Raw genomic sequence first — 18,546 nt, forward strand, 5'->3', positions numbered from 1 at the left:
GGTGTGATGTTATTTCGAAGCCGTTTTACCAGCCTTACGACGAATCTGCTCACCCACGAAGCGCACGCCTTTGCCTTTGTAGGGCTCAACTTTGCGCAGTGAGCGAATTTTAGCGGCCACCTGGCCCAGCAGCTGCTTGTCGATGCTGCTCAGGGTAACGATGGGGTTCTTACCTTTTTCGGTTACAGCCGTAGCGGTAACTTCTTTTGGCAGCGACAGGAAGATGTTGTGGGAGTAACCCAACGACAGTTCCAGCGTAGAGCCCGACATCGAAGCCTTATAACCTACACCTACCAGCTCCAGCTTCACCTCTTGGCCATTGCTCACGCCGTTGATGGCGTTGTTGAGCAGGGCGCGGTACAGGCCGTGCATGGCTTTGTGGCGCTTCTGTTCGGTGGGGCGAGTCACTACCAGCTGACCGTCTTCGGTAGCTACGGTGATGTCGCGGTCAACCGGAACCGACAGAGTGCCTTTCGGGCCCTTCACGGTAACCGTGTTTTCGTTGCTCACTTCAACCTGCACGTTGCTGGGCAGGCTGATGGGCAGTTTACCAATGCGTGACATAGTCTCGTTTTCCTTTCAGATTAGTAGACGTAGCACAGCACTTCGCCGCCCACGTTCTCGGCTTTCGCCTCTTTCTCCGTCATCACGCCTTTCGACGTCGACAGGATTGCAATACCCAGGCCGCTGAGTACGCGGGGCAGGTTCTCCACGTGAGCATACGTGCGCAGACCAGGCGAGCTGATGCGCTCCAGCTTCGTAATGGCGGGCTTTTTGGTAGCCGGGTTGTACTTCAGCGCGATTTTAATCGTGCCCTGTACAGCGGCATCATCAAACCGGTAGCTCTGAATGTAGCCCTTCTTATAGAGCACCTTCGTAATCTCCTTTTTGATGTTGCTGGCCGGGATTTCTACCACCCGGTGGTTAGCCTTGATGGCATTGCGTACCCGGGTCAGGTAGTCGGCAATTGGATCTGTGTTCATTCGATTATGAAAATGAAGCGCCCATTTTTAGGGAGCCGCAAAGATATGAAAATTTCGCCGCCACGGAAAGAGGCGACGAAATTTTCGGTTAAGACTACTCAACTCGGCTTTTGAGGGCTCGGCTGATGGTTTCTTGTGGCAACCTGCCAAGTAACAATGCCTTACAGACAGCTCTGTGTTGGCAGGAAGAACAGCGGGACTACCAGCTGGACTTGGTTACACCGGGGATTTTGCCGGCGAGAGCCATTTCGCGGAAACGCACGCGGCTGATGCCGAACTTACGCATGTAACCGCGGGGACGGCCGTCAATTTTGTCGCGGTTGTGCAGACGCACGGGCGACGCGTTGCGCGGCAGTTTGTCCAGACCTTCGTAGTCGCCAGCCTCTTTCAGAGCCTTGCGCTTCTCGGCGTAACGGGCAACGGTAGCAATACGCTTCCGCTCCCGTGCTTTCATTGATTCCTTAGCCATTGTTCTGTTTCTTGGCGTTAGCGAACGGCATTCCGAAACCTTTCAGCAGCTCGTAGCTCTGCTCGTCGTTTTCGGCCGTCGTTACGAAGGTAATATCCATACCGGCAATCGACTTGATTTTGTCAATCGAAATTTCCGGGAAGATGATTTGTTCTTTGATGCCCAGGGTATAGTTACCACGGCCATCAAAGCCTTTGTCGTTGATGCCTTTGAAGTCACGAACACGGGGCAGGGCCACCGTCAGCAGACGGTCGAGGAATTCGTACATCTGCTCACCGCGCAGGGTTACGCGGGCGCCGATGGGCATACCTTCACGCAGCTTGAAATTCGAAACCGAACGCTTGGCGATGGTAGGAACAGCTTTCTGACCGGTGATGATGGTCAGCTCGTCCACACCATTGTCAACCAGCTTCTTGTCGGCTACGGCCGCACCAATACCGCGGTTGATGCAGATTTTGGTGAGGCGCGGTACCTGCATGATGCTCTTGAACTGGAATTTCTCCTGGAGCGCCGGTACTACTTCTTTTTGGTATTTATCTTTCAGTCGAGCCATGGTCGTAGAGCGGATTAGGCGTTAGCCGAGTCTACGCGCTTCACGTTGCTCACGTGAATCGGTGCCTCGATCTTGGTGATGCCGCCCTGGGGGTTCTTCGCACTGGGTTTGTTGTGCTTGGTTGCCAGGTTCAGGCCTTCCACGATAACACGCTGCGTCGAACGGTTCACCGATTTAATTACACCGGTTTTGCCTTTCTCGTCGCCGGCAATCACCAGTACGGTGTCACCAGTTTTCACGTGCAGTTTCGCGGGCGTTGCTTTCGTTTTCGTTGCCATTGCTTAGAGAACTTCAGGAGCCAGCGAAACAATCTTCATGAACTGCTTCTCGCGCAGTTCACGGGCCACGGGGCCGAAGATGCGGGTACCGCGGGGCTCGTCGTTGTTGTTGAGCAGTACGGCAGCGTTGTCGTCGAAGCGGATGTACGAACCGTCTTTGCGGCGTACTTCTTTCTTCGTGCGAACCACTACTGCTTTCGAAACTGCACCTTTCTTAGCGTTGCCGGAAGGAATAGCCGATTTGATGGCTACTACAATCTTGTCGCCTACGCTGGCGTATTTCTTGCCCGTGCCACCGAGGACACGGATGCAGAGAACTTCTTTGGCGCCGCTATTATCAGCGACGGTCAGACGGGATTCTTGCTGTATCATCTTACTTGGCGCGTTCCAGAATTTCTACCAGTCTCCAGCGTTTGTTTTTGCTCAGGGGGCGGGTGCTCATGATGCGAACCGTATCCCCTTCGCCGCATTCGTTATTCTCGTCGTGAGCCATGAATTTGGTCGACTTGGTAACGAACTTACCGTAGATCGGGTGCTTCATTTTGCTTTCTACCATTACCGTGATGGACTTGTCCATTTTGGTAGAGGTAACGCGCCCGATGATTTCTTTGCGCAGGTTCCGCTCAACGGCGGTGGTGCCTTGCTGTTCTTCGTTGCTTGCCATCGTTAGTTAGCAGAGTTAGTAGCCTGCTCGTTCTCGCGACGCTTCAACTCGGTCAGCAGACGGGCGACATTTTTGCGGGCTTGCTTCAGACGAGCGGGGTTTTCCAGGGGCGAGATGGCATGCGCGAAACGCATGGTCTGACCGTTGGTCTGCTCGTTCTTGATCTGGTTTTTGAGGTCCTCCAGGGAGAGGGCGCGGATTTCGGCGTTCTTCATCTTCTTACTTGTTTTCTACGTAGTCACGACGAACAACAAACGAGGTACGAACGGGCAGTTTCTGAGCCGCCAGACGCAGCGACTCCTGCGCTACTTCCAGCGAAACGCCGTCCGATTCGAACATGATAGTGCCGGGCTTCACGCAGGCTACCCAATACTCGGGCGAACCTTTACCCTTACCCATCCGCACTTCAGCAGGCTTCTTGGTAATAGGCTTGTCGGGGAAGATGCGGATCCAAACTTGACCTTCGCGTTTCATGGCGCGGGTCATGGCGATACGAGCTGCCTCAATTTGGCGAGCCGTAATCCAAGCCTGTTCCAGCGACTTGATAGCGAACGAACCGAAGTCAATGGAGCTGCCGCGGTGGGCTAAGCCGTGCACGCGACCCTTTTGCATCTTGCGATACTTGGTCCTTTTCGGTTGTAACATGAGTTATCTTGAATTGAAATTCGAGAGAAAAGAAAAGGACTAGCGACGCGGGCCACGGCCCTGACCACCTTGTCCGCCTTGGCCACCACGGCGCTGGCCACCACCTTGGCCGCCACGCTCGCCACGGCCTTCGCCGCCACGGTCGTTACGGTCACGACGCGGGCCACGGTCGCCGCCACGGTCACCACGCTCACCACGCGGGCCACGGTCGTTGCGGCTGTCGCCACCCTGACCACCGGCGGGCTGCTGGTTCGGCGAGAGGTCGGGCTTGCCGAACACTTCACCGCGCATGATCCACACCTTGATGCCGATCTTGCCATACACCGTCTGAGCTTCCGACAGCGCGTAGTCGATGTCGGCGCGCAGCGTGTGCAGCGGAGTACGTCCTTCTTTGTATTGCTCCGAACGAGCAATTTCAGCGCCGCCCAAACGGCCACCGCACTGGATTTTGATGCCTTCGGCACCAACGCGCAGAGCAGCCTGGATAGCCATTTTCATGGCCCGACGGAACGAGATACGAGCCTGCAGCTGCTGAGCGATGCTCTCACCTACCAGCTTAGCGTCGAGTTCCGGACGCTTAATTTCGAAGATGTTGATCTGAACGTCTTTGCCGGTGATCTGCTTCAGCTCGTCTTTGATCTTGTCAACTTCCTGACCGCCTTTACCGATTACCACACCCGGACGAGCCGTGTTGATGGTGATGGTAACGCGCTTCAGCGTACGCTCGATAACGATGCGGCTGATGCCACCTTTCGGGATACGAGCGTTGATGTATTTGCGGATTTTTTCGTCCTCAACCAGTTTGTCGGCAAAGTCCTTGCCGCCGTACCAGTTCGAGTCCCATCCTTTGATGACGCCCAGACGGAAGCCAACCGGATTTACTTTCTGTCCCATAGTGCTTATGCGGTGGCTTCTGCCGTGGTTTCGTTGGATTTCTTAGCCGAGCTACGACGGGCTTTTTTGGGAGCCTCGTTAACAGCTTCGGTAGCTGGTTTGGTTTCAGCAGCCTGCTTGGCAGCAGCTTTGCTACCCAGCGGTTCTACTTTCGAGTCAATTACCAGCGTCACGTGGTTGCTGCGCTTGCGGATGCGGTGGCCACGGCCCTGGGGGGCGGGGCGCAGACGCTTCAGCTGACGGCCTTCATCCACGAAAATCTCTTTGATATAGAGGTTGGCGTCTTCGATACGCTCGTCCTCATTCTTCTGCTGCCAGTTAGCCAGAGCCGACAGGAGCAGTTTTTCCACTTTGGCGGCACCCGAGTTAGCCTCGAATTTCAGCAGGCCCAGAGCGCGGGTCACTTTCTGACCGCGTACCAGGTTGGCCACCAAGCGCATTTTGCGCGGCGAGGTGGGCACGTTCCGGAGTTTAGCTACTGCTTCCATGATTAGCGCTTGCCTTTATCTTTCTTGGCGATGTGGCCACGGAAGTTGCGGGTGGGAGCAAACTCGCCGAGTTTGTGCCCTACCATGTTCTCCGTTACATACACCGGGATGAACTTATTGCCGTTGTGCACAGCGAAGGTGTGGCCAACGAAATCAGGCGAAATCATCGAGCGGCGCGACCAGGTCTTCACCACCGACTTTTTGCCGGACTCGTCCATTGCCGATACTTTCTTCTCGAGCCGGAAGTCAATGTACGGCCCTTTTTTTAGTGAACGTGCCATTGCTTATTTCTTGCCTTTCCGGCTTACGATCAGGTTCTCGGAATACTTGTTCTTGTTACGGGTCTTCTGGCCTTTCGAGAAGATACCGTTACGGCTGCGTGGGTGACCACCCGACGATTTGCCTTCACCACCGCCCATGGGGTGGTCAACGGGGTTCATAGCCACACCACGTACGCGCGGACGACGACCCAACCATCGGTTACGACCGGCTTTGCCGAGACGTACGTTCATGTGGTCACCGTTCGAAACGGTACCAACCGTTGCCATGCAGGTAACCAGTACCATGCGCATTTCGCCGGAGGGCAGTTTCAGGGTGGCGTACTTGTCTTCGCGGGCTACCAGCTGAGCGTAGGTACCAGCCGAGCGGGCCATGGCAGCACCACCACCGGGCATCAGCTCGATGTTGTGTACGATGGTACCCAGCGGAATCTCGCGCAGGGGCAGAGAGTTGCCTACTTCCGGAGCTACGCCCGAACCCGACACTACCGAAGCACCAACCGTCAGACCGGCGGGAGCAATGATGTAGCGCTTCTCACCGTCAGCGTATTGCACTAGGGCAATACGGGCAGTGCGGTTAGGATCGTACTCAATCGTCTTCACCGTGGCCGGAACACCAGCTTTGTCACGCTTGAAGTCGATGATACGGTACTTGGCTTTGTGACCACCGCCGATGTAGCGGTTGGACATTTTGCCCGAGTTGTTACGGCCACCGGAGTTTTTCAGGGGTGCCAACAGCGACTTCTCCGGCGTCGACGCGGTAATCTCGTCGAAGGCCGGGGCGATGCGGAAGCGCTGACCCGGTGATGTTGGTCTTAGTTTTTTGAGTGCCATTACTCTTGCTTAGGAAAAAATTCTTGGCGGGAAGGCAGGCTTACAGCGTGCTGTAGAAGTCGATTACGTCGCCTTCTTTCACGGTCACGATGGCTTTTTTGCCATGAGGACGACGGCCGGAAACGGCACCGCCTTTCGTGAACTTCGATTTCACTTTGCCGATGGTGCGGATGGTGCTGATGCCCGTTACCGTTACCCCGTACAGTTGCTCAATCTCTTTCTTGATCTGAACCTTGTTGGCGTCGATAGCCACGTCGAAAGCGTACTGGCTTTTCTCGTTCAGACCCGTAGCCTTTTCAGTTACGATGGGTTTCTTCAGGATGCTCATTACTCAGCAGTGGTATAGAGTTGTTCCAGTGCGCTCAACCCATCTTCCGACAGCAGCAGGGTGTCGGTGTTCAGCAGGTCGTGGGTGTTCAGGGCTACGGGGGTAGCCACGCTCACGCGCTGAATGTTGCGGGCCGACAGAACCACGTTCTTGTCAACCGAACCGGTTACCAGCAGGGTCTTGCGGCCGTTGTTCAGCTTCAGACCAGCCAGGATGGCGGCAAACTCTTTGGTTTTGGGGGTCGACAGGGAAATGTTTTCCACTACCGACACCTTGCCGTCTTTGGCCAGCGCCGACAGAGCCGACAGACGAGCCAGACGCTTGGTTTTCTTGTTCAGCTTGAAGCCGTAGTCGCGGGGCTGAGGACCGAAAATGCGGCCACCACCCACGAATACACCCGACTTCATGGAGCCGGCACGGGCGCCACCAGTACCTTTTTGCTTCTTCAGCTTCTTGGTGGTGCCGTGTACTTCGTTACGCTGTTTCGACTTGTGCGTGCCTTGGCGCTGGTTGGCCAGGTACTGCTTCACGTCGAGGTACATCACGTGCTCGTTCGGCTCGAGGCCGAAGATGGCGTCAGACAGGGTAACCTTGCGGCCGGTGTCTTCGCCTTTGATGTTGATTACTGACAGTTCCATCTTGCTAGCTTATTTTTCCAGGACCACGAAAGAGTTCTTGGCGCCGGGAACCGAGCCGCTCACCACGATGAGGTTTTTGTCGGCTACAATGCGCATCACCTTCAGGTTCTGCACTTTCACCCGGTCGTTGCCCATGCGGCCACCCATGCGCATTCCTTTGAACACGCGGGAGGGCCAAGAGCATGCACCGATAGAACCGGGGTGACGGCCGCGGTTGTGCTGGCCGTGGGTTTGGCCACCTACACCGGCAAAGTTGTAGCGCTTTACAACGCCCTGGAAACCTTTACCTTTTGAGGTGCCCACTACGTCAACGAACTCACCTTCTTCGAAGAGGGTAGCGTCAACGGTTGCACCAGCGGCGAAGCTGCTGGTCTCGTCGGTGCGGAACTCAACGAGTTTTTTCTTAGGGGTGGTACCGGCTTTAGCGAAGTGACCAGCCAGTGCTTTGGTGGTGTTCTTCGCCTTTTTCTCGCCGTACCCGAGCTGGATGGCCGAGTAGCCGTCCGTTTCGAGGGTTTTAACCTGCGTCACCACACACGGACCCGCTTCGATGAGCGTTACGGGAATGTTTTTCCCGTCCGGAGTGAAGAGGCTTGTCATACCGATTTTTTTACCGATGATGCCAGGCATTCGATTGGGGTTTTAGAAAAGACACAGCGAAAACGCCCGAGTGGCGTTTTCGGAAATGGAGTGCAAAGCTAGGAAATTGTTACGGCATAATCTAACTGCCTTCCGAAATATTTTAATGTTAGTGAGTTAGCCTCGCTCCTACTCCATCAGTTGCTTGGCCCACTTTCATAGCTTAGCCTTGCTCCATACAAAAATCAGTCTGCTCAATTAATATGGGTAGACTGACATGCATCCCTTTACTTCCATAGTTACACAGGGCGCCACTCTGATTCTAGCAGACGAGAAGTCTTCTGGCCTTCCAATGCTAACAGCAGGAAGAACAGCGCAAACCCAAGCCCTACCTGGGTTTCCAACGTGTATTCTACCAGAAACGACAGTGTAACGATTAGGTAGTGCGACAGCAAGAGGGGGGCATATGCGGGCCACACGTTGATGCCGGGATAATAGAATCCCACAATGAACACGAGTAGTCCAATCAGCCCAAACGCCACGGCCGAAAACAGGAACTGATTATGCGGCTGGATGTAGGCTTGCGGCTGGATGTTCGGATAGTCCCGCTTGTAGCGCACGGCCATTTCGGGTTCGATATCAGCCCGGCCTACGCCCAGCCACGGGTTATCTTTCACTACCTCCAGCGCTACCTTATACGAATACACCCGGCCTACCAAAGAGTAGTTATTGGCGGAAGCCGTGTTTTCAACCCGGCCCACATCCTCGCGGGTATTGGCCGATTTATTCTGCAGCGTCGGAAACACGGAATAGCTCAGCGCCGGAATCAGCACTAGGCCCGCCGTTAGAATCAGGGCCTGTTGGTATTGCCGCTTCCGGAACACCAGCCACAGCAGCGCGGCAATACCTACTGCGTATAGCGTTACCAACCCGCTACGCACAGCCAGCAGATGTTGGTAGAAAGCCAGAAATATAATGGCCGCCCACAGCACCCAGGCAGCCCGCCCGATTACACTCCGGTGAGCTAATAGGCATACGCCTGCCGCAACTGCCAGCGAAATCAGTAAGCTGAACCGAATATGGTCCGGTTCCGTGGGCATCACCTTGGAATGCAGGTACATTTCGTTGATTTGGTCGAAATGGGCCAGATAATTAGCTGTGCTGAGCAGAGCAGCCACTGTGGTAGTACCCACCAGCAGCAACCACAGCCACCGCAAGTTGCGAGTAGGCAGAGCCGGCAGCAGCCAAAAGGCCAACGGCAATGCCAGAAACGGCAGTTGCAGCACAATATCCCGGGTGTACTCTTTTAGTTGTGTTGCCGATGTAAATACCCCGGCGGCTACGTGCATTCCGAAAATCAGCAGTAGCGGCAGGTAATTACCCCGGGGGCTGCGTTGGTACTGATTACCGTGCAGGAACCAACTCATACCTCCCGTCACCAGCATTCCTATCATACCAATGCTGGGCAATACCCTGAAAAAGCTGCTGGTATACAGACCTACCAGAATACAGCCGCAGAAAAATGTAGCGGCCGCCAGCAGTCGAGGCAGTGTTAGGATGGTTCCCAGAGAAGATGTCATGAAGTAGAATTAGGAGCTAGCCTACTGAAGCAGCCATGCGGCATTACTTCTAAGCTCCACGGTGCAACGAGCCTTTACTTAACGCACAAGTTGCAACGAATTCAAATGAAAACGCCCCACCAGCTCCGAAGAACCAGTGGGGCGCTTACCTTATTCAGACAATGAAGTCGGATCCTCAGACTTTGATTTCAACGTCAACACCGCTGGGCAGTTCCAGCTTCATCAGGGCATCTACCGTCTTCGACGAGGTCGAGTAGATGTCTACCAGACGCTTGTAGGTGCACAGCTGGAATTGCTCCCGGCTCTTCTTGTTCACGTGGGGCGAACGGAGCACGGTGAATTTTTCTTTATCCGTGGGCAGTGGAATGGGGCCGCTAACAATAGCGCCCGTAGCCTTCACCGCCTTCACGATCTTCTCCGACGATTTGTCCACCAAGTTGTGGTCGTAGGATTTCAGTTTGATGCGAATTTTCTGGTTCATGTCTGTAAAGTCGGAAAGCGGATTAGCGAGGAGCGTTGCCCTTTTGCTTAGCGATGATGCCGTCGGCCAGGTTCGTGGGAACTTGGTCGTAGTGCGAGAAGGTCAGCGAAGCCGAAGCACGACCCGAGGTGATGGTACGCAGCGAGGTTACGTAGCCGAACAGTTCTGACAGCGGAACGTCAGCCTTCACCACGTTGGCACCACCCTTGGTGTCCATGCCCTTCATGATGCCACGACGACGGTTCAGGTCACCGGTTACCGAACCCGTGTACTCGTCGGGGGTTACCACCTCAACGGCCATGATGGGTTCGAGCAGTTTCGGACCAGCCTGACGGGCAGCTTCGCGGAAACCACCGCGGGCAGCCAGTTCGAACGACAGGGCGTCCGAGTCAACATCGTGGTACGAACCGAAGAACAGACGCACTTTCATGTTGTCCAGCGGGAAGCCGGCCAGCGGGCCGTTCTTCATAGCCTCTTCGAAGCCTTTCTGCACCGGAGCAATGAATTCGCGTGGAATTACACCACCCGTAATGTCGTTCACGAATTCCAGACCGGGTTTCTCCGGATCGGTTTCGCGCGGCCCAAGTTCAAACACGATGTCGCCGAATTTACCGCGGCCACCGGTCTGCTTCTTGTAGGTTTCGCGGTGCTCAACTTTCTTGGTGAGAACCTCTTTATAGGCAACCTGCGGAGCACCTTGGTTGATTTCCACCTTGAACTCCCGACGCATACGGTCGATGATAATTTCCAGGTGAAGCTCACCCATACCCTTCAGTACGGTCTGGCCAGTTTCCTGGTCGGTCTGTACCACTAGGGTCGGATCTTCTTCTACGAGTTTGGCAATAGCCATACCCATTTTATCCACGTCAGCCTGCGTCTTCGGCTCAATAGCGTAACCGATAACGGGCTCGGGGAACGACATCGATTCCAGTACTACACGCGACTTCTCGTCGGTCAGTGTATCGCCGGTTTTGATGTCTTTGAAACCCACGCCAGCAGCAATATCACCAGCCTGGATTTTGTCGATGGGGTTCTGCTTGTTCGAGTGCATCTGCATCAGGCGCGAGATACGCTCCTTTTTGCCGGTGCGGTTGTTGAATACATAGGAGCCAGCATCCAGCTGACCACTGTAGCAACGGAAGAAGCACAGACGACCTACGAAGGGGTCGGTAGCAATTTTAAATGCCAGCGCGGTGAAAGGCTCGTCGTTGTCGGGGTGACGCTCGATTTCCTCACCGGTGTCGGGGTTAGTACCCACGATGGCAGGCATATCCAAAGGCGAAGGCAGGTACGCCATAACAGCGTCCAGCATAGCTTGTACACCCTTGTTTTTGAAGGCCGAGCCGCACATTACGGGTGAGAACTTCATGTCGATAACCGCTTTGCGGATTACCGTCATCATTTCTTCGCGGGTGATGCTGTCCGGATCCTCGAAGAATTTCTCCATCAAGGTATCGTCGTACTCAGCTACGCTTTCTACCAGCTTTTCACGCCACTCCTGTACCGTGTCCACGAGGTCCTCGGGAACTTCTACTTCTTTGTAGGTTTTGCCCTGAGTGGCATCATCCCACACAATAGCCTTACCGGTCAGCAGGTCTACAACACCTTTGAAGGTGTCTTCGGCCCCAATCGGAATTTGCAGCGGCACGGGGTTAGCGCCGAGCTTTTCCTTGATTTCGGTAACAGCCTTGAAGAAGTCGGCACCGGCACGGTCCATCTTGTTGACGAAGCAGATGCGGGGCACCTTGTACTTGTCAGCCTGACGCCATACGGTTTCCGACTGCGGCTCAACGCCCGAAACGGCGCAGAACAGAGCTACGGCACCGTCCAGAACACGCAGGGAACGTTCTACCTCTACGGTGAAGTCCACGTGACCGGGGGTATCGATCAGGTTGATTTTGTATTGCTTGGTCTCCGGAGTCGGGTCGCCCTGTACGGTCGGGTAGTTCCAGAAGGTAGTAGTAGCAGCCGACGTGATGGTAATACCACGCTCCTGCTCCTGCTCCATCCAGTCCATCGTGGCGGCACCTTCGTGCACCTCCCCGATTTTGTGGGTTTTACCGGTGTAGTAGAGAATGCGCTCCGACGTGGTGGTCTTACCGGCGTCGATGTGAGCCATAATCCCGATGTTCCGGAGGTATTGCAGATCTTTATTAACAGCCATTGCTTTTGTTGTGACGTAGGAAGGTTAGTAGTTGAGCTGGCAGAACGCGAAAAATGCTTTTCGCATTCCAGCCGCGCAAAACTTCTAGAACTCCTGCTGGTCTGATTAGAAGCGGAAGTGCGAGAAAGCCTTGTTGGCTTCTGCCATCCGGTGCGTGTCGTCCTTTTTCTTCACGGCAGCACCTTCACCTTTGGCGGCGGCAATGATTTCGCCGGCCAGCTTGTCTTTCATGGTTTTCTCACCACGACGACGAGCATATTGGATCAGCCACTTCGAGCCAACGGCAATACGACGGTCCGGACGAACCTCGGTGGGCACCTGGAAGGTAGCACCACCTACGCGGCGGCTTTTCACCTCCACGGTCGGCATTACGTTGTTCAGGGCTTTACGCCACATTTCCAGGCCGCTTTCTTTGGTGCGCTGCTCAACCAGTTCGCAGGCATCGTAGAAAATGGTGTAGGCCAGGTTTTTCTTCCCGTCGTACATCATGTAGTTGACGAAACGGGTCACCAGCGTCTCCTTGAACTTAGGGTCGGGCAGGAGGATGCGCTTTTTCGGTTTTGACTTTCTCATGGGTGTAGAAATGAGCGACGGACAGCAGGCAACGGACTAAGAACCATTTGCTAGCCGGCGCCGGGCGCTGCCGCCCTCGGTTTCACTTATTTTTTCTTGCCGGGAGCGGGTTTGCCACCTTTGCCAGCTGCTGCAGCTTGGCCGGGCTTCGGACGCTTAGCGCCGTATTTGGAGCGACGCTGCAGACGGCCGTTTACGCCGGCAGTGTCAAGAGCGCCACGGATGATGTGGTAACGTACGCCGGGAAGGTCTTTCACACGGCCACCACGGATCAGCACGATGCTGTGCTCCTGCAGGTTGTGGCCTTCACCGGGGATGTAGGCGTTAACTTCTTTGCCGTTGGTGAGGCGCACACGGGCCACTTTACGCATAGCCGAGTTCGGCTTCTTAGGCGTGGTGGTGTACACACGGGTGCAAACGCCACGGCGCTGCGGGCACGAGTCAAGAGCCGGCGACTTCGACTTGGTCGTCAGCTTCTCGCGGCCTTTTCGTACTAACTGGTTGATGGTAGGCATCTACGGTAGGTTTTGTCAAGGAGGGTTCTCTCCCAAAAATTAGGCTTGCAAAGGTAGACAAGTGTTCTGGAAATAGCAAACAGGTTGAATTAGTTAATTTTAGAGTACTCCGGCAGTGGCTAACGCCCTTGCTACGGTTGACTTAGAGCGTTGCCGCAGCCTAACCAAGGAACCTTTGCAGGCTCATTCACCCTCTCCCCCTCTCCTGCCTCTTCCAGTTTGTATTCAACGAAGAAGCGGCTTCTATCTTTCCGATAAAAGCCGCTTCCTGTGCTGTATTATTCCTAGTTCTTAGGCTTCTCCCATTTTACCACCGAACCCCATCGGGTACAGCGGGCCTTCATTGGGTTGCTCCTTGATAGTACCGTTGGTCTTTTCAAACCGCTCGATGTTCTCGTTTAGGGCAGCTACTAGCCGCTTAGCGTGTTCCGGTGTGAGGATGATACGCGACTTTACCTTGGCCTTGGGCAAGCCGGGCATCAGCCGAATGAAGTCAATGACAAACTCGCTGTTGCTATGCGCAATCATAGCAAGGTTGGCGTATTCCCCTTCGGCAATTTCCTCTGACAGCTCAATGCTGATGGCGTTGGGGTCTTGGGGTTGTGTGGTCTCGGGCGTGCTTTCGGGTTGATTCTGTTGGGCCATGGTATTTATTATTTGCGTTCGGCCTGCATGTGCCGATGCTTTTGTTTGGCAGTAGAAATGGTGAACAGACAGATAACAACGATTATCAACATGCTAACATAGTCCATCAAGTCAAAAAAGCTTAAGCTTCTCCCAGAGGTATAGCCATTGACGAGAGAGAATACGACAAGTATCAGTTGATAAGCAAGTAACCAACTCGCGCTTATGATAAGCAGTAAGTATCGTGTCATCGTGCAAATCTATTGCTATCTACAAAAGAAAAAGCCGGCCGGGTCTCCCCAGCCGGCTTTCCTTATTTACCCCGATTCACATTACTCCGAAACCGACTCGCGACGCGAGGCGCGGGCGCCACGCTTGGCGGGAGCAGGCGTATCGTCGGTTTTGGCAGCCTGGGCGGCTTCCAGCTCTTCCTTCGAGCCCACAATCTGACGCGTGTACTCGCGCAGACCGGTACCAGCCGGGATGAGGTGACCTACGATTACGTTCTCCTTCAGGCCCAGCAGTTCGTCGGCCTTACCACGGATGGCAGCTTCCGACAGCACCTTGGTCGTTTCCTGGAAGGATGCGGCCGAGATGAACGACTGAGTACCCAGCGAAGCCTGGGTGATACCCTGCAGCGTGGGCCGCGAAACGGCCGGCTGGGCTTCCCGAACTTCTACCAGTTTGAGGTCACGGCGCTTGAGCGACGAGTTTTCGTCGCGCAGACGGCGGGCCGTTACAATCTGGCCAGGTTTCAGGTTGCTGGAGTCACCAGCTTCGGTAACCACCTTCATGTCGATGATGGTGTCGTTTTCCTCCATGAAGGAAATCTTGTCCACCACCTGGTGCTCCAGGAAGGTCGTGTCGCCGGCATCGAGGATAACCACTTTCTGCATCATCTGGCGAACTACCACCTCGATGTGCTTATCGTTGATTTTCACACCCTGCAAGCGGTATACTTCCTGAATCTCGTTCACGAGGTATTCCTGCACCGCGCCGGGACCCTGAATGTTCAGGATATCGGTCGGGGTGATGGCACCATCGGAGAGCGGAGCACCGGCCCGGATGAAGTCGTTATCCTGCACGAGGATGTGCTTCGACAGCGGCACCATGTATTTTTTCTTCACGCCGTCTTTCGACTCCACGAAGATTTCACGGTTACCACGCTTCACCGTACCGTAGGTTACTACACCGTCGATTTCGGCCACAACGGCCGGGTTCGAGGGGTTACGCGCTTCGAAAAGCTCGGTAACGCGGGGCAGACCACCGGTAATGTCGCGGGTTTTGCCCACGGCACGCGGAATCTTGGCCAGAATCTGACCAGCCTTGATTTTCTCGCCGTTCTCCACGTTCAAGTGCGAGCCAACCGGGATAGAGTAGGCTTTGGAGCCTTCCAGGTCGCCTTTCTTACCGGGACGAACGATTATGGCCGGGTTCTGGTCCTTGGCCTTCGATTCGATGATTACCTTCTCGCGGTGACCGGTCTGTTCGTCCGATTCCTCACGGTAGGTAATGCCCTCGGTGATGGCGTCGTACTGAACGGTACCGTCGAACTCGGCCAGAATAACGGCGTTGTAGGGGTCCCAGTTGTTCAGCTCTTGGCCTTTCTCTACCTCCTGGCCTTCGTCAACCAGCAGGAACGAGCCGTACGGCACGTGGTGAGTGATGTACACCTTGCCGGTGCCTTTTTCCACGATGCGAATCTCGCCCGAACGACCCATTACCACTTTCACAGCCTCGCCTTCGGCGTTGGCCGTTTCCACGGTCCGGATGTCTTCGAACTCAACTACACCATTGAACTTGGCGCGCAGGCTGGCTTCTACCGCAATGTTAGAAGCCGTACCACCTACGTGGAAGGTACGCAGGGTCAGCTGGGTGCCGGGTTCACCGATCGACTGAGCAGCAATTACGCCTACAGCCTCCCCTTTCTGTACCATGCGGCCCGACGACAGGTTACGGCCGTAGCACTTACCGCAAATACCACGCTTACTTTCGCAGGTCAGTACCGAACGGATTTCTACCGACTCGATGCTGGTGGCATCGATACGACGGGTTACTTCTTCAGTGATTTCCTCACCAGCGGGCAGGATAACCTCGTCCGTCAGCGGGTCCACGATGTCGTGCACTGCTACGCGGCCCAGGATACGCTCAGCCAGCGGCTCCACTACGTCCTCGTTGTCTTTCAGCGCGAAGGTTTCGATACCGCGGAGGGTACCGCAGTCTACTTCGTTCACGATTACGTCCTGCGAAACGTCTACCAGACGACGGGTCAGGTAGCCGGCGTCAGCCGTCTTCAGAGCCGTGTCAGCCAGACCTTTCCGAGCACCGTGGGTCGAAATGAAGTATTCGATTACGTCGAGGCCTTCTTTGAAGTTCGACAGAATCGGGTTTTCGATAATCTCACCTACCGAACCCTGCAGCGACTTCTGCGGCTTAGCCATCAGACCCCGCATACCGCCGAGCTGACGAATCTGCTCGCGCGAACCACGGGCACCGGAGTGCATCATCATGTAAATCGAGTTGAAGCCCTGGTTCTCCTTCTCGAGGCGACCCATAAGGGTTTCAGTGATTTGGTTGTTGATGCGGGTCCAGATGTCGATAACCTGGTTGTACCGCTCGTTGTCTGTAATCAGACCCATCTGGTAGTTCTGCGTTACGGCAGCTACGTCGGCCTGGGCTTGGGCAATGAGGGCGTCTTTCTCAGCGGGGATGTTGATGTCGCCCAGACCCATCGACAGACCACCTTTGTAAGCCGACTGGAAACCCAGCGTCTTGATGTCGTCGAGGAACTGCGCGGTGCGGGCCATGCCGGTCCGCTTGAACACCATCGAAATGATCTGCTGCAGCTTTTTCTTGGTCAGCAGTTCATCCACGAAACCTACTTCCTCGGGCACAAGCTGGTTGAACAGCACACGACCGGCTACGGTTTCGATGATTTTGGTTACCAGCTCGTCGTTCTCGTCCCGAACTTTGGTGCGCACCTTAATATAGGCGTGCTTCGAGAGTTGACCTTCGTTGAGGGCAATTACCACTTCCTCGTCGGAGTAGAACATGCGGCCTTCGCCGTCAATCTTCTCCTCGTCGGTGCTGCGCTTGCCTTTGGTCACGTAGTACAGCCCGAGTACCATGTCCTGCGACGGTACCGCAATGGGTGCGCCGTTCGCCGGGTTCAGGATGTTGTGCGAGGCCAGCATGAGCATGGAGGCTTCCAGAATAGCGGCCGGTCCCAAGGGAACGTGCACAGCCATTTGGTCACCGTCAAAGTCAGCGTTGAAGGCGGTACATACCAGCGGGTGCAGCTGAATAGCTTTACCCTCGATGAGGCGGGGCTGGAACGCCTGGATACCCAAGCGGTGCAGCGTAGGAGCCCGGTTCAGGAGCACTGGGTGGCCTTTCAGCACGTTCTCCAGGATGTCCCATACGACAGCGTCCTTGCGGTCTACAATCTTCTTAGCCGACTTTACCGTCTTCACGATGCCGCGCTCGATGAGTTTGCGGATGATGAACGGCTTGAACAGCTCGGCGGCCATATTTTTGGGCAGGCCGCACTCATGCAGCTTCAGCTCAGGACCTACCACGATAACCGAACGACCGGAGTAGTCTACACGCTTACCGAGCAGGTTCTGACGGAAGCGGCCCTGCTTGCCTTTCAGCATATCGGACAGCGACTTCAGGGCGCGGTTGCCTTCGGCACGCACGGCGTTTACTTTCCGCGAGTTGTCAAACAGCGAGTCAACGGCTTCCTGCAACATGCGCTTCTCGTTCCGCAGAATCACCTCGGGCGCTTTGATTTCGATCAGACGCTTGAGGCGGTTGTTGCGGATGATAACGCGACGGTACAGATCGTTCAGGTCGGAGGTAGCGAAACGGCCACCATCCAGCGGCACGAGGGGGCGCAGTTCCGGCGGAATAACCGGTACCATGCGGATTACCATCCACTCGGGCTTGTTCTCAATGCGAGTCGAAGCATCACGGAAGGCTTCTACTACGCGCAGACGCTTCAACGCCTCAGCCTTACGCTGCTGCGAAGTTTCGTGGGCAGCAGAGTCACGCAGCGAGTACGACAACTCGTCCAAGTTGATGCGCTCCAACAGAAGCTGCAGGGCATCAGCACCCATGCGGGCGATGAACTTGTTGGGGTCCTCGTTCGGCAGCATCTGGTTCTCGCGGGGGAGTTTGTCGATGATGTCGAGGTACTCGTCTTCGGTGAGGAAGTCGAGCTGCTGCACGCCTTCCTCGGCCAATACGCCCGGCTGTACTACTACATACCGCTCGTAATAGATAATCTGATCGAGCTTCTTGGTGGGCAGGCCCAGCAGGTAGCCGATTTTATTGGGCAGGGACTTGAAGTACCAGATGTGCGCAACGGGCACCACCAGTTCGATGTGGCCCATCCGCTCCCGGCGTACTTTCTTCTCGGTCACCTCCACGCCGCACCGGTCGCAGATGATGCCTTTGTAGCGAATCCGCTTGTATTTGCCGCAGTGACATTCCCAGTCCTTTACGGGACCGAAAATCCGCTCGCAAAACAGGCCGCCCATCTCGGGCTTGTACGTCCGGTAGTTGATCGTCTCGGGCTTTACAACTTCACCGTTCGACCGCTCCAGAATGGATTCGGGCGAGGCCAGCGAAATGGTAACTTTCGAGAAGTCCTGTACCAGTTTCTTGTTTTTTGCAAACGCCATGTAGGGTAGCTGTTGTTAGCTGGTGGCTTTTATCTGTTCGTTGGTTCCGCCAGTCTTAAGAGCGGTCGGAAAGAACATAACAGTTCGACTCTGCGAAAAGTGCTCTGCGGGTCGGATAGGTACGCCGCGCAGTAGGTTTCCGCCAGGTCTGGGTATGCGGGTGGTTCAGCAAGCTGAACCGGGTTGCGGCTTCTCACTATCGGCTTCTGTTGTCGCTCTGACCATATCTCGGAACGACGCCGGCAGTTTCGGCTGCGGTATTCTATATAGTAAGACTTGAAAAGTGGCTGCTG

Annotated in this window: 22 protein-coding genes and 1 pseudogene; all 23 read right to left on the reverse strand. The window is 55.2% G+C overall.

What is annotated here, in order from left to right:
• Positions 1–9: 9 nt before the first annotated feature.
• Positions 10–564 (reverse strand): 50S ribosomal protein L6, encoded by a 555-nt coding sequence (gene rplF / locus LF252_RS13875; RefSeq protein ID WP_226270186.1) that lies wholly within the window; start codon positions 562–564, stop codon positions 10–12.
• 20 nt (positions 565–584) lie between these two features.
• Positions 585–983, reverse strand: coding sequence for a 30S ribosomal protein S8 (gene rpsH, locus LF252_RS13880; RefSeq protein ID WP_044003241.1), 399 nt, complete (start codon positions 981–983; stop codon positions 585–587).
• A gap of 199 nt (positions 984–1,182) precedes the next feature.
• The gene (gene rpsN / locus LF252_RS13885) at positions 1,183–1,452 is read right to left on the reverse strand and encodes a 30S ribosomal protein S14 (RefSeq protein ID WP_088462455.1); all 270 of its coding nucleotides are present in this window, start codon (positions 1,450–1,452) and stop codon (positions 1,183–1,185) included.
• The gene (gene rplE, locus LF252_RS13890) at positions 1,445–2,005 is read right to left on the reverse strand and encodes a 50S ribosomal protein L5 (protein ID WP_226270187.1); all 561 of its coding nucleotides are present in this window, start codon (positions 2,003–2,005) and stop codon (positions 1,445–1,447) included. The genes rpsN and rplE overlap by 8 nt, the downstream gene beginning before the upstream one ends.
• Before the next feature lie 29 nt (positions 2,006–2,034).
• Positions 2,035–2,283: pseudogene (gene rplX, locus LF252_RS13895) on the reverse strand (50S ribosomal protein L24); the annotation flags it as partial.
• A 3-nt stretch (positions 2,284–2,286) separates the two neighbouring features.
• Positions 2,287–2,655: a 50S ribosomal protein L14 gene (gene rplN / locus LF252_RS13900; protein ID WP_110976717.1), complete on the reverse strand. Its 369-nt coding sequence runs from the start codon at positions 2,653–2,655 to the stop codon at positions 2,287–2,289.
• Between the two features lies 1 nt (position 2,656).
• Complete coding sequence (gene rpsQ / locus LF252_RS13905; RefSeq protein WP_226270188.1) at positions 2,657–2,947, reverse strand: 30S ribosomal protein S17; 291 nt, start codon at positions 2,945–2,947, stop codon at positions 2,657–2,659.
• Between the two features lie 2 nt (positions 2,948–2,949).
• On the reverse strand, positions 2,950–3,162 hold the full coding sequence (gene rpmC / locus LF252_RS13910) for a 50S ribosomal protein L29 (RefSeq protein ID WP_226270189.1): 213 nt from the start codon (positions 3,160–3,162) through the stop codon (positions 2,950–2,952).
• 4 nt (positions 3,163–3,166) lie between these two features.
• Positions 3,167–3,592 carry a 50S ribosomal protein L16 gene (gene rplP / locus LF252_RS13915; protein WP_226270190.1) on the reverse strand — a complete coding sequence of 142 codons (426 nt, stop codon included), beginning with the start codon at positions 3,590–3,592 and terminating at the stop codon, positions 3,167–3,169.
• A gap of 39 nt (positions 3,593–3,631) precedes the next feature.
• Positions 3,632–4,486: a 30S ribosomal protein S3 gene (rpsC, locus tag LF252_RS13920; RefSeq protein ID WP_226270191.1), complete on the reverse strand. Its 855-nt coding sequence runs from the start codon at positions 4,484–4,486 to the stop codon at positions 3,632–3,634.
• A 5-nt stretch (positions 4,487–4,491) separates the two neighbouring features.
• Positions 4,492–4,974 carry a 50S ribosomal protein L22 gene (gene rplV / locus LF252_RS13925; protein WP_226270192.1) on the reverse strand — a complete coding sequence of 161 codons (483 nt, stop codon included), beginning with the start codon at positions 4,972–4,974 and terminating at the stop codon, positions 4,492–4,494.
• Positions 4,975–4,976: 2 nt separating this feature from the next.
• Positions 4,977–5,255: a 30S ribosomal protein S19 gene (gene rpsS, locus LF252_RS13930; protein ID WP_110976712.1), complete on the reverse strand. Its 279-nt coding sequence runs from the start codon at positions 5,253–5,255 to the stop codon at positions 4,977–4,979.
• Positions 5,256–5,258: 3 nt separating this feature from the next.
• Positions 5,259–6,086 carry a 50S ribosomal protein L2 gene (gene rplB, locus LF252_RS13935; protein WP_226270193.1) on the reverse strand — a complete coding sequence of 276 codons (828 nt, stop codon included), beginning with the start codon at positions 6,084–6,086 and terminating at the stop codon, positions 5,259–5,261.
• 40 nt (positions 6,087–6,126) lie between these two features.
• Positions 6,127–6,414: a 50S ribosomal protein L23 gene (rplW, locus tag LF252_RS13940; RefSeq protein WP_226270194.1), complete on the reverse strand. Its 288-nt coding sequence runs from the start codon at positions 6,412–6,414 to the stop codon at positions 6,127–6,129.
• Positions 6,414–7,052 carry a 50S ribosomal protein L4 gene (rplD, locus tag LF252_RS13945; protein WP_044003254.1) on the reverse strand — a complete coding sequence of 213 codons (639 nt, stop codon included), beginning with the start codon at positions 7,050–7,052 and terminating at the stop codon, positions 6,414–6,416. The genes rplW and rplD overlap by 1 nt, the downstream gene beginning before the upstream one ends.
• A 9-nt stretch (positions 7,053–7,061) precedes the next feature.
• Positions 7,062–7,682: a 50S ribosomal protein L3 gene (rplC, locus tag LF252_RS13950; RefSeq protein WP_226270195.1), complete on the reverse strand. Its 621-nt coding sequence runs from the start codon at positions 7,680–7,682 to the stop codon at positions 7,062–7,064.
• 248 nt (positions 7,683–7,930) lie between these two features.
• Entirely contained in the window at positions 7,931–9,211 is a 1,281-nt protein-coding gene (locus LF252_RS13955; RefSeq protein WP_226270196.1) for an O-antigen ligase family protein, read from the reverse strand.
• 175 nt (positions 9,212–9,386) lie between these two features.
• Positions 9,387–9,692 carry a 30S ribosomal protein S10 gene (gene rpsJ, locus LF252_RS13960; RefSeq protein ID WP_022822123.1) on the reverse strand — a complete coding sequence of 102 codons (306 nt, stop codon included), beginning with the start codon at positions 9,690–9,692 and terminating at the stop codon, positions 9,387–9,389.
• A 22-nt stretch (positions 9,693–9,714) separates the two neighbouring features.
• Complete coding sequence (gene fusA, locus LF252_RS13965; protein ID WP_226270197.1) at positions 9,715–11,856, reverse strand: elongation factor G; 2,142 nt, start codon at positions 11,854–11,856, stop codon at positions 9,715–9,717.
• Between the two features lie 105 nt (positions 11,857–11,961).
• Positions 11,962–12,429 (reverse strand): 30S ribosomal protein S7, encoded by a 468-nt coding sequence (rpsG, locus tag LF252_RS13970; RefSeq protein ID WP_110976705.1) that lies wholly within the window; start codon positions 12,427–12,429, stop codon positions 11,962–11,964.
• Between the two features lie 86 nt (positions 12,430–12,515).
• Entirely contained in the window at positions 12,516–12,944 is a 429-nt protein-coding gene (gene rpsL / locus LF252_RS13975) for a 30S ribosomal protein S12 (protein ID WP_045688446.1), read from the reverse strand.
• A 291-nt stretch (positions 12,945–13,235) separates the two neighbouring features.
• Positions 13,236–13,589: a DUF3467 domain-containing protein gene (locus LF252_RS13980; protein ID WP_226270198.1), complete on the reverse strand. Its 354-nt coding sequence runs from the start codon at positions 13,587–13,589 to the stop codon at positions 13,236–13,238.
• A gap of 311 nt (positions 13,590–13,900) precedes the next feature.
• Positions 13,901–18,253 carry a DNA-directed RNA polymerase subunit beta' gene (rpoC, locus tag LF252_RS13985; RefSeq protein WP_226270199.1) on the reverse strand — a complete coding sequence of 1,451 codons (4,353 nt, stop codon included), beginning with the start codon at positions 18,251–18,253 and terminating at the stop codon, positions 13,901–13,903.
• Positions 18,254–18,546 lie beyond the last annotated feature (293 nt).

The organism is Hymenobacter pini (assembly GCF_020421205.1).
GTDB classification, from domain to species: Bacteria; Bacteroidota; Bacteroidia; order Cytophagales; family Hymenobacteraceae; genus Hymenobacter; species Hymenobacter pini.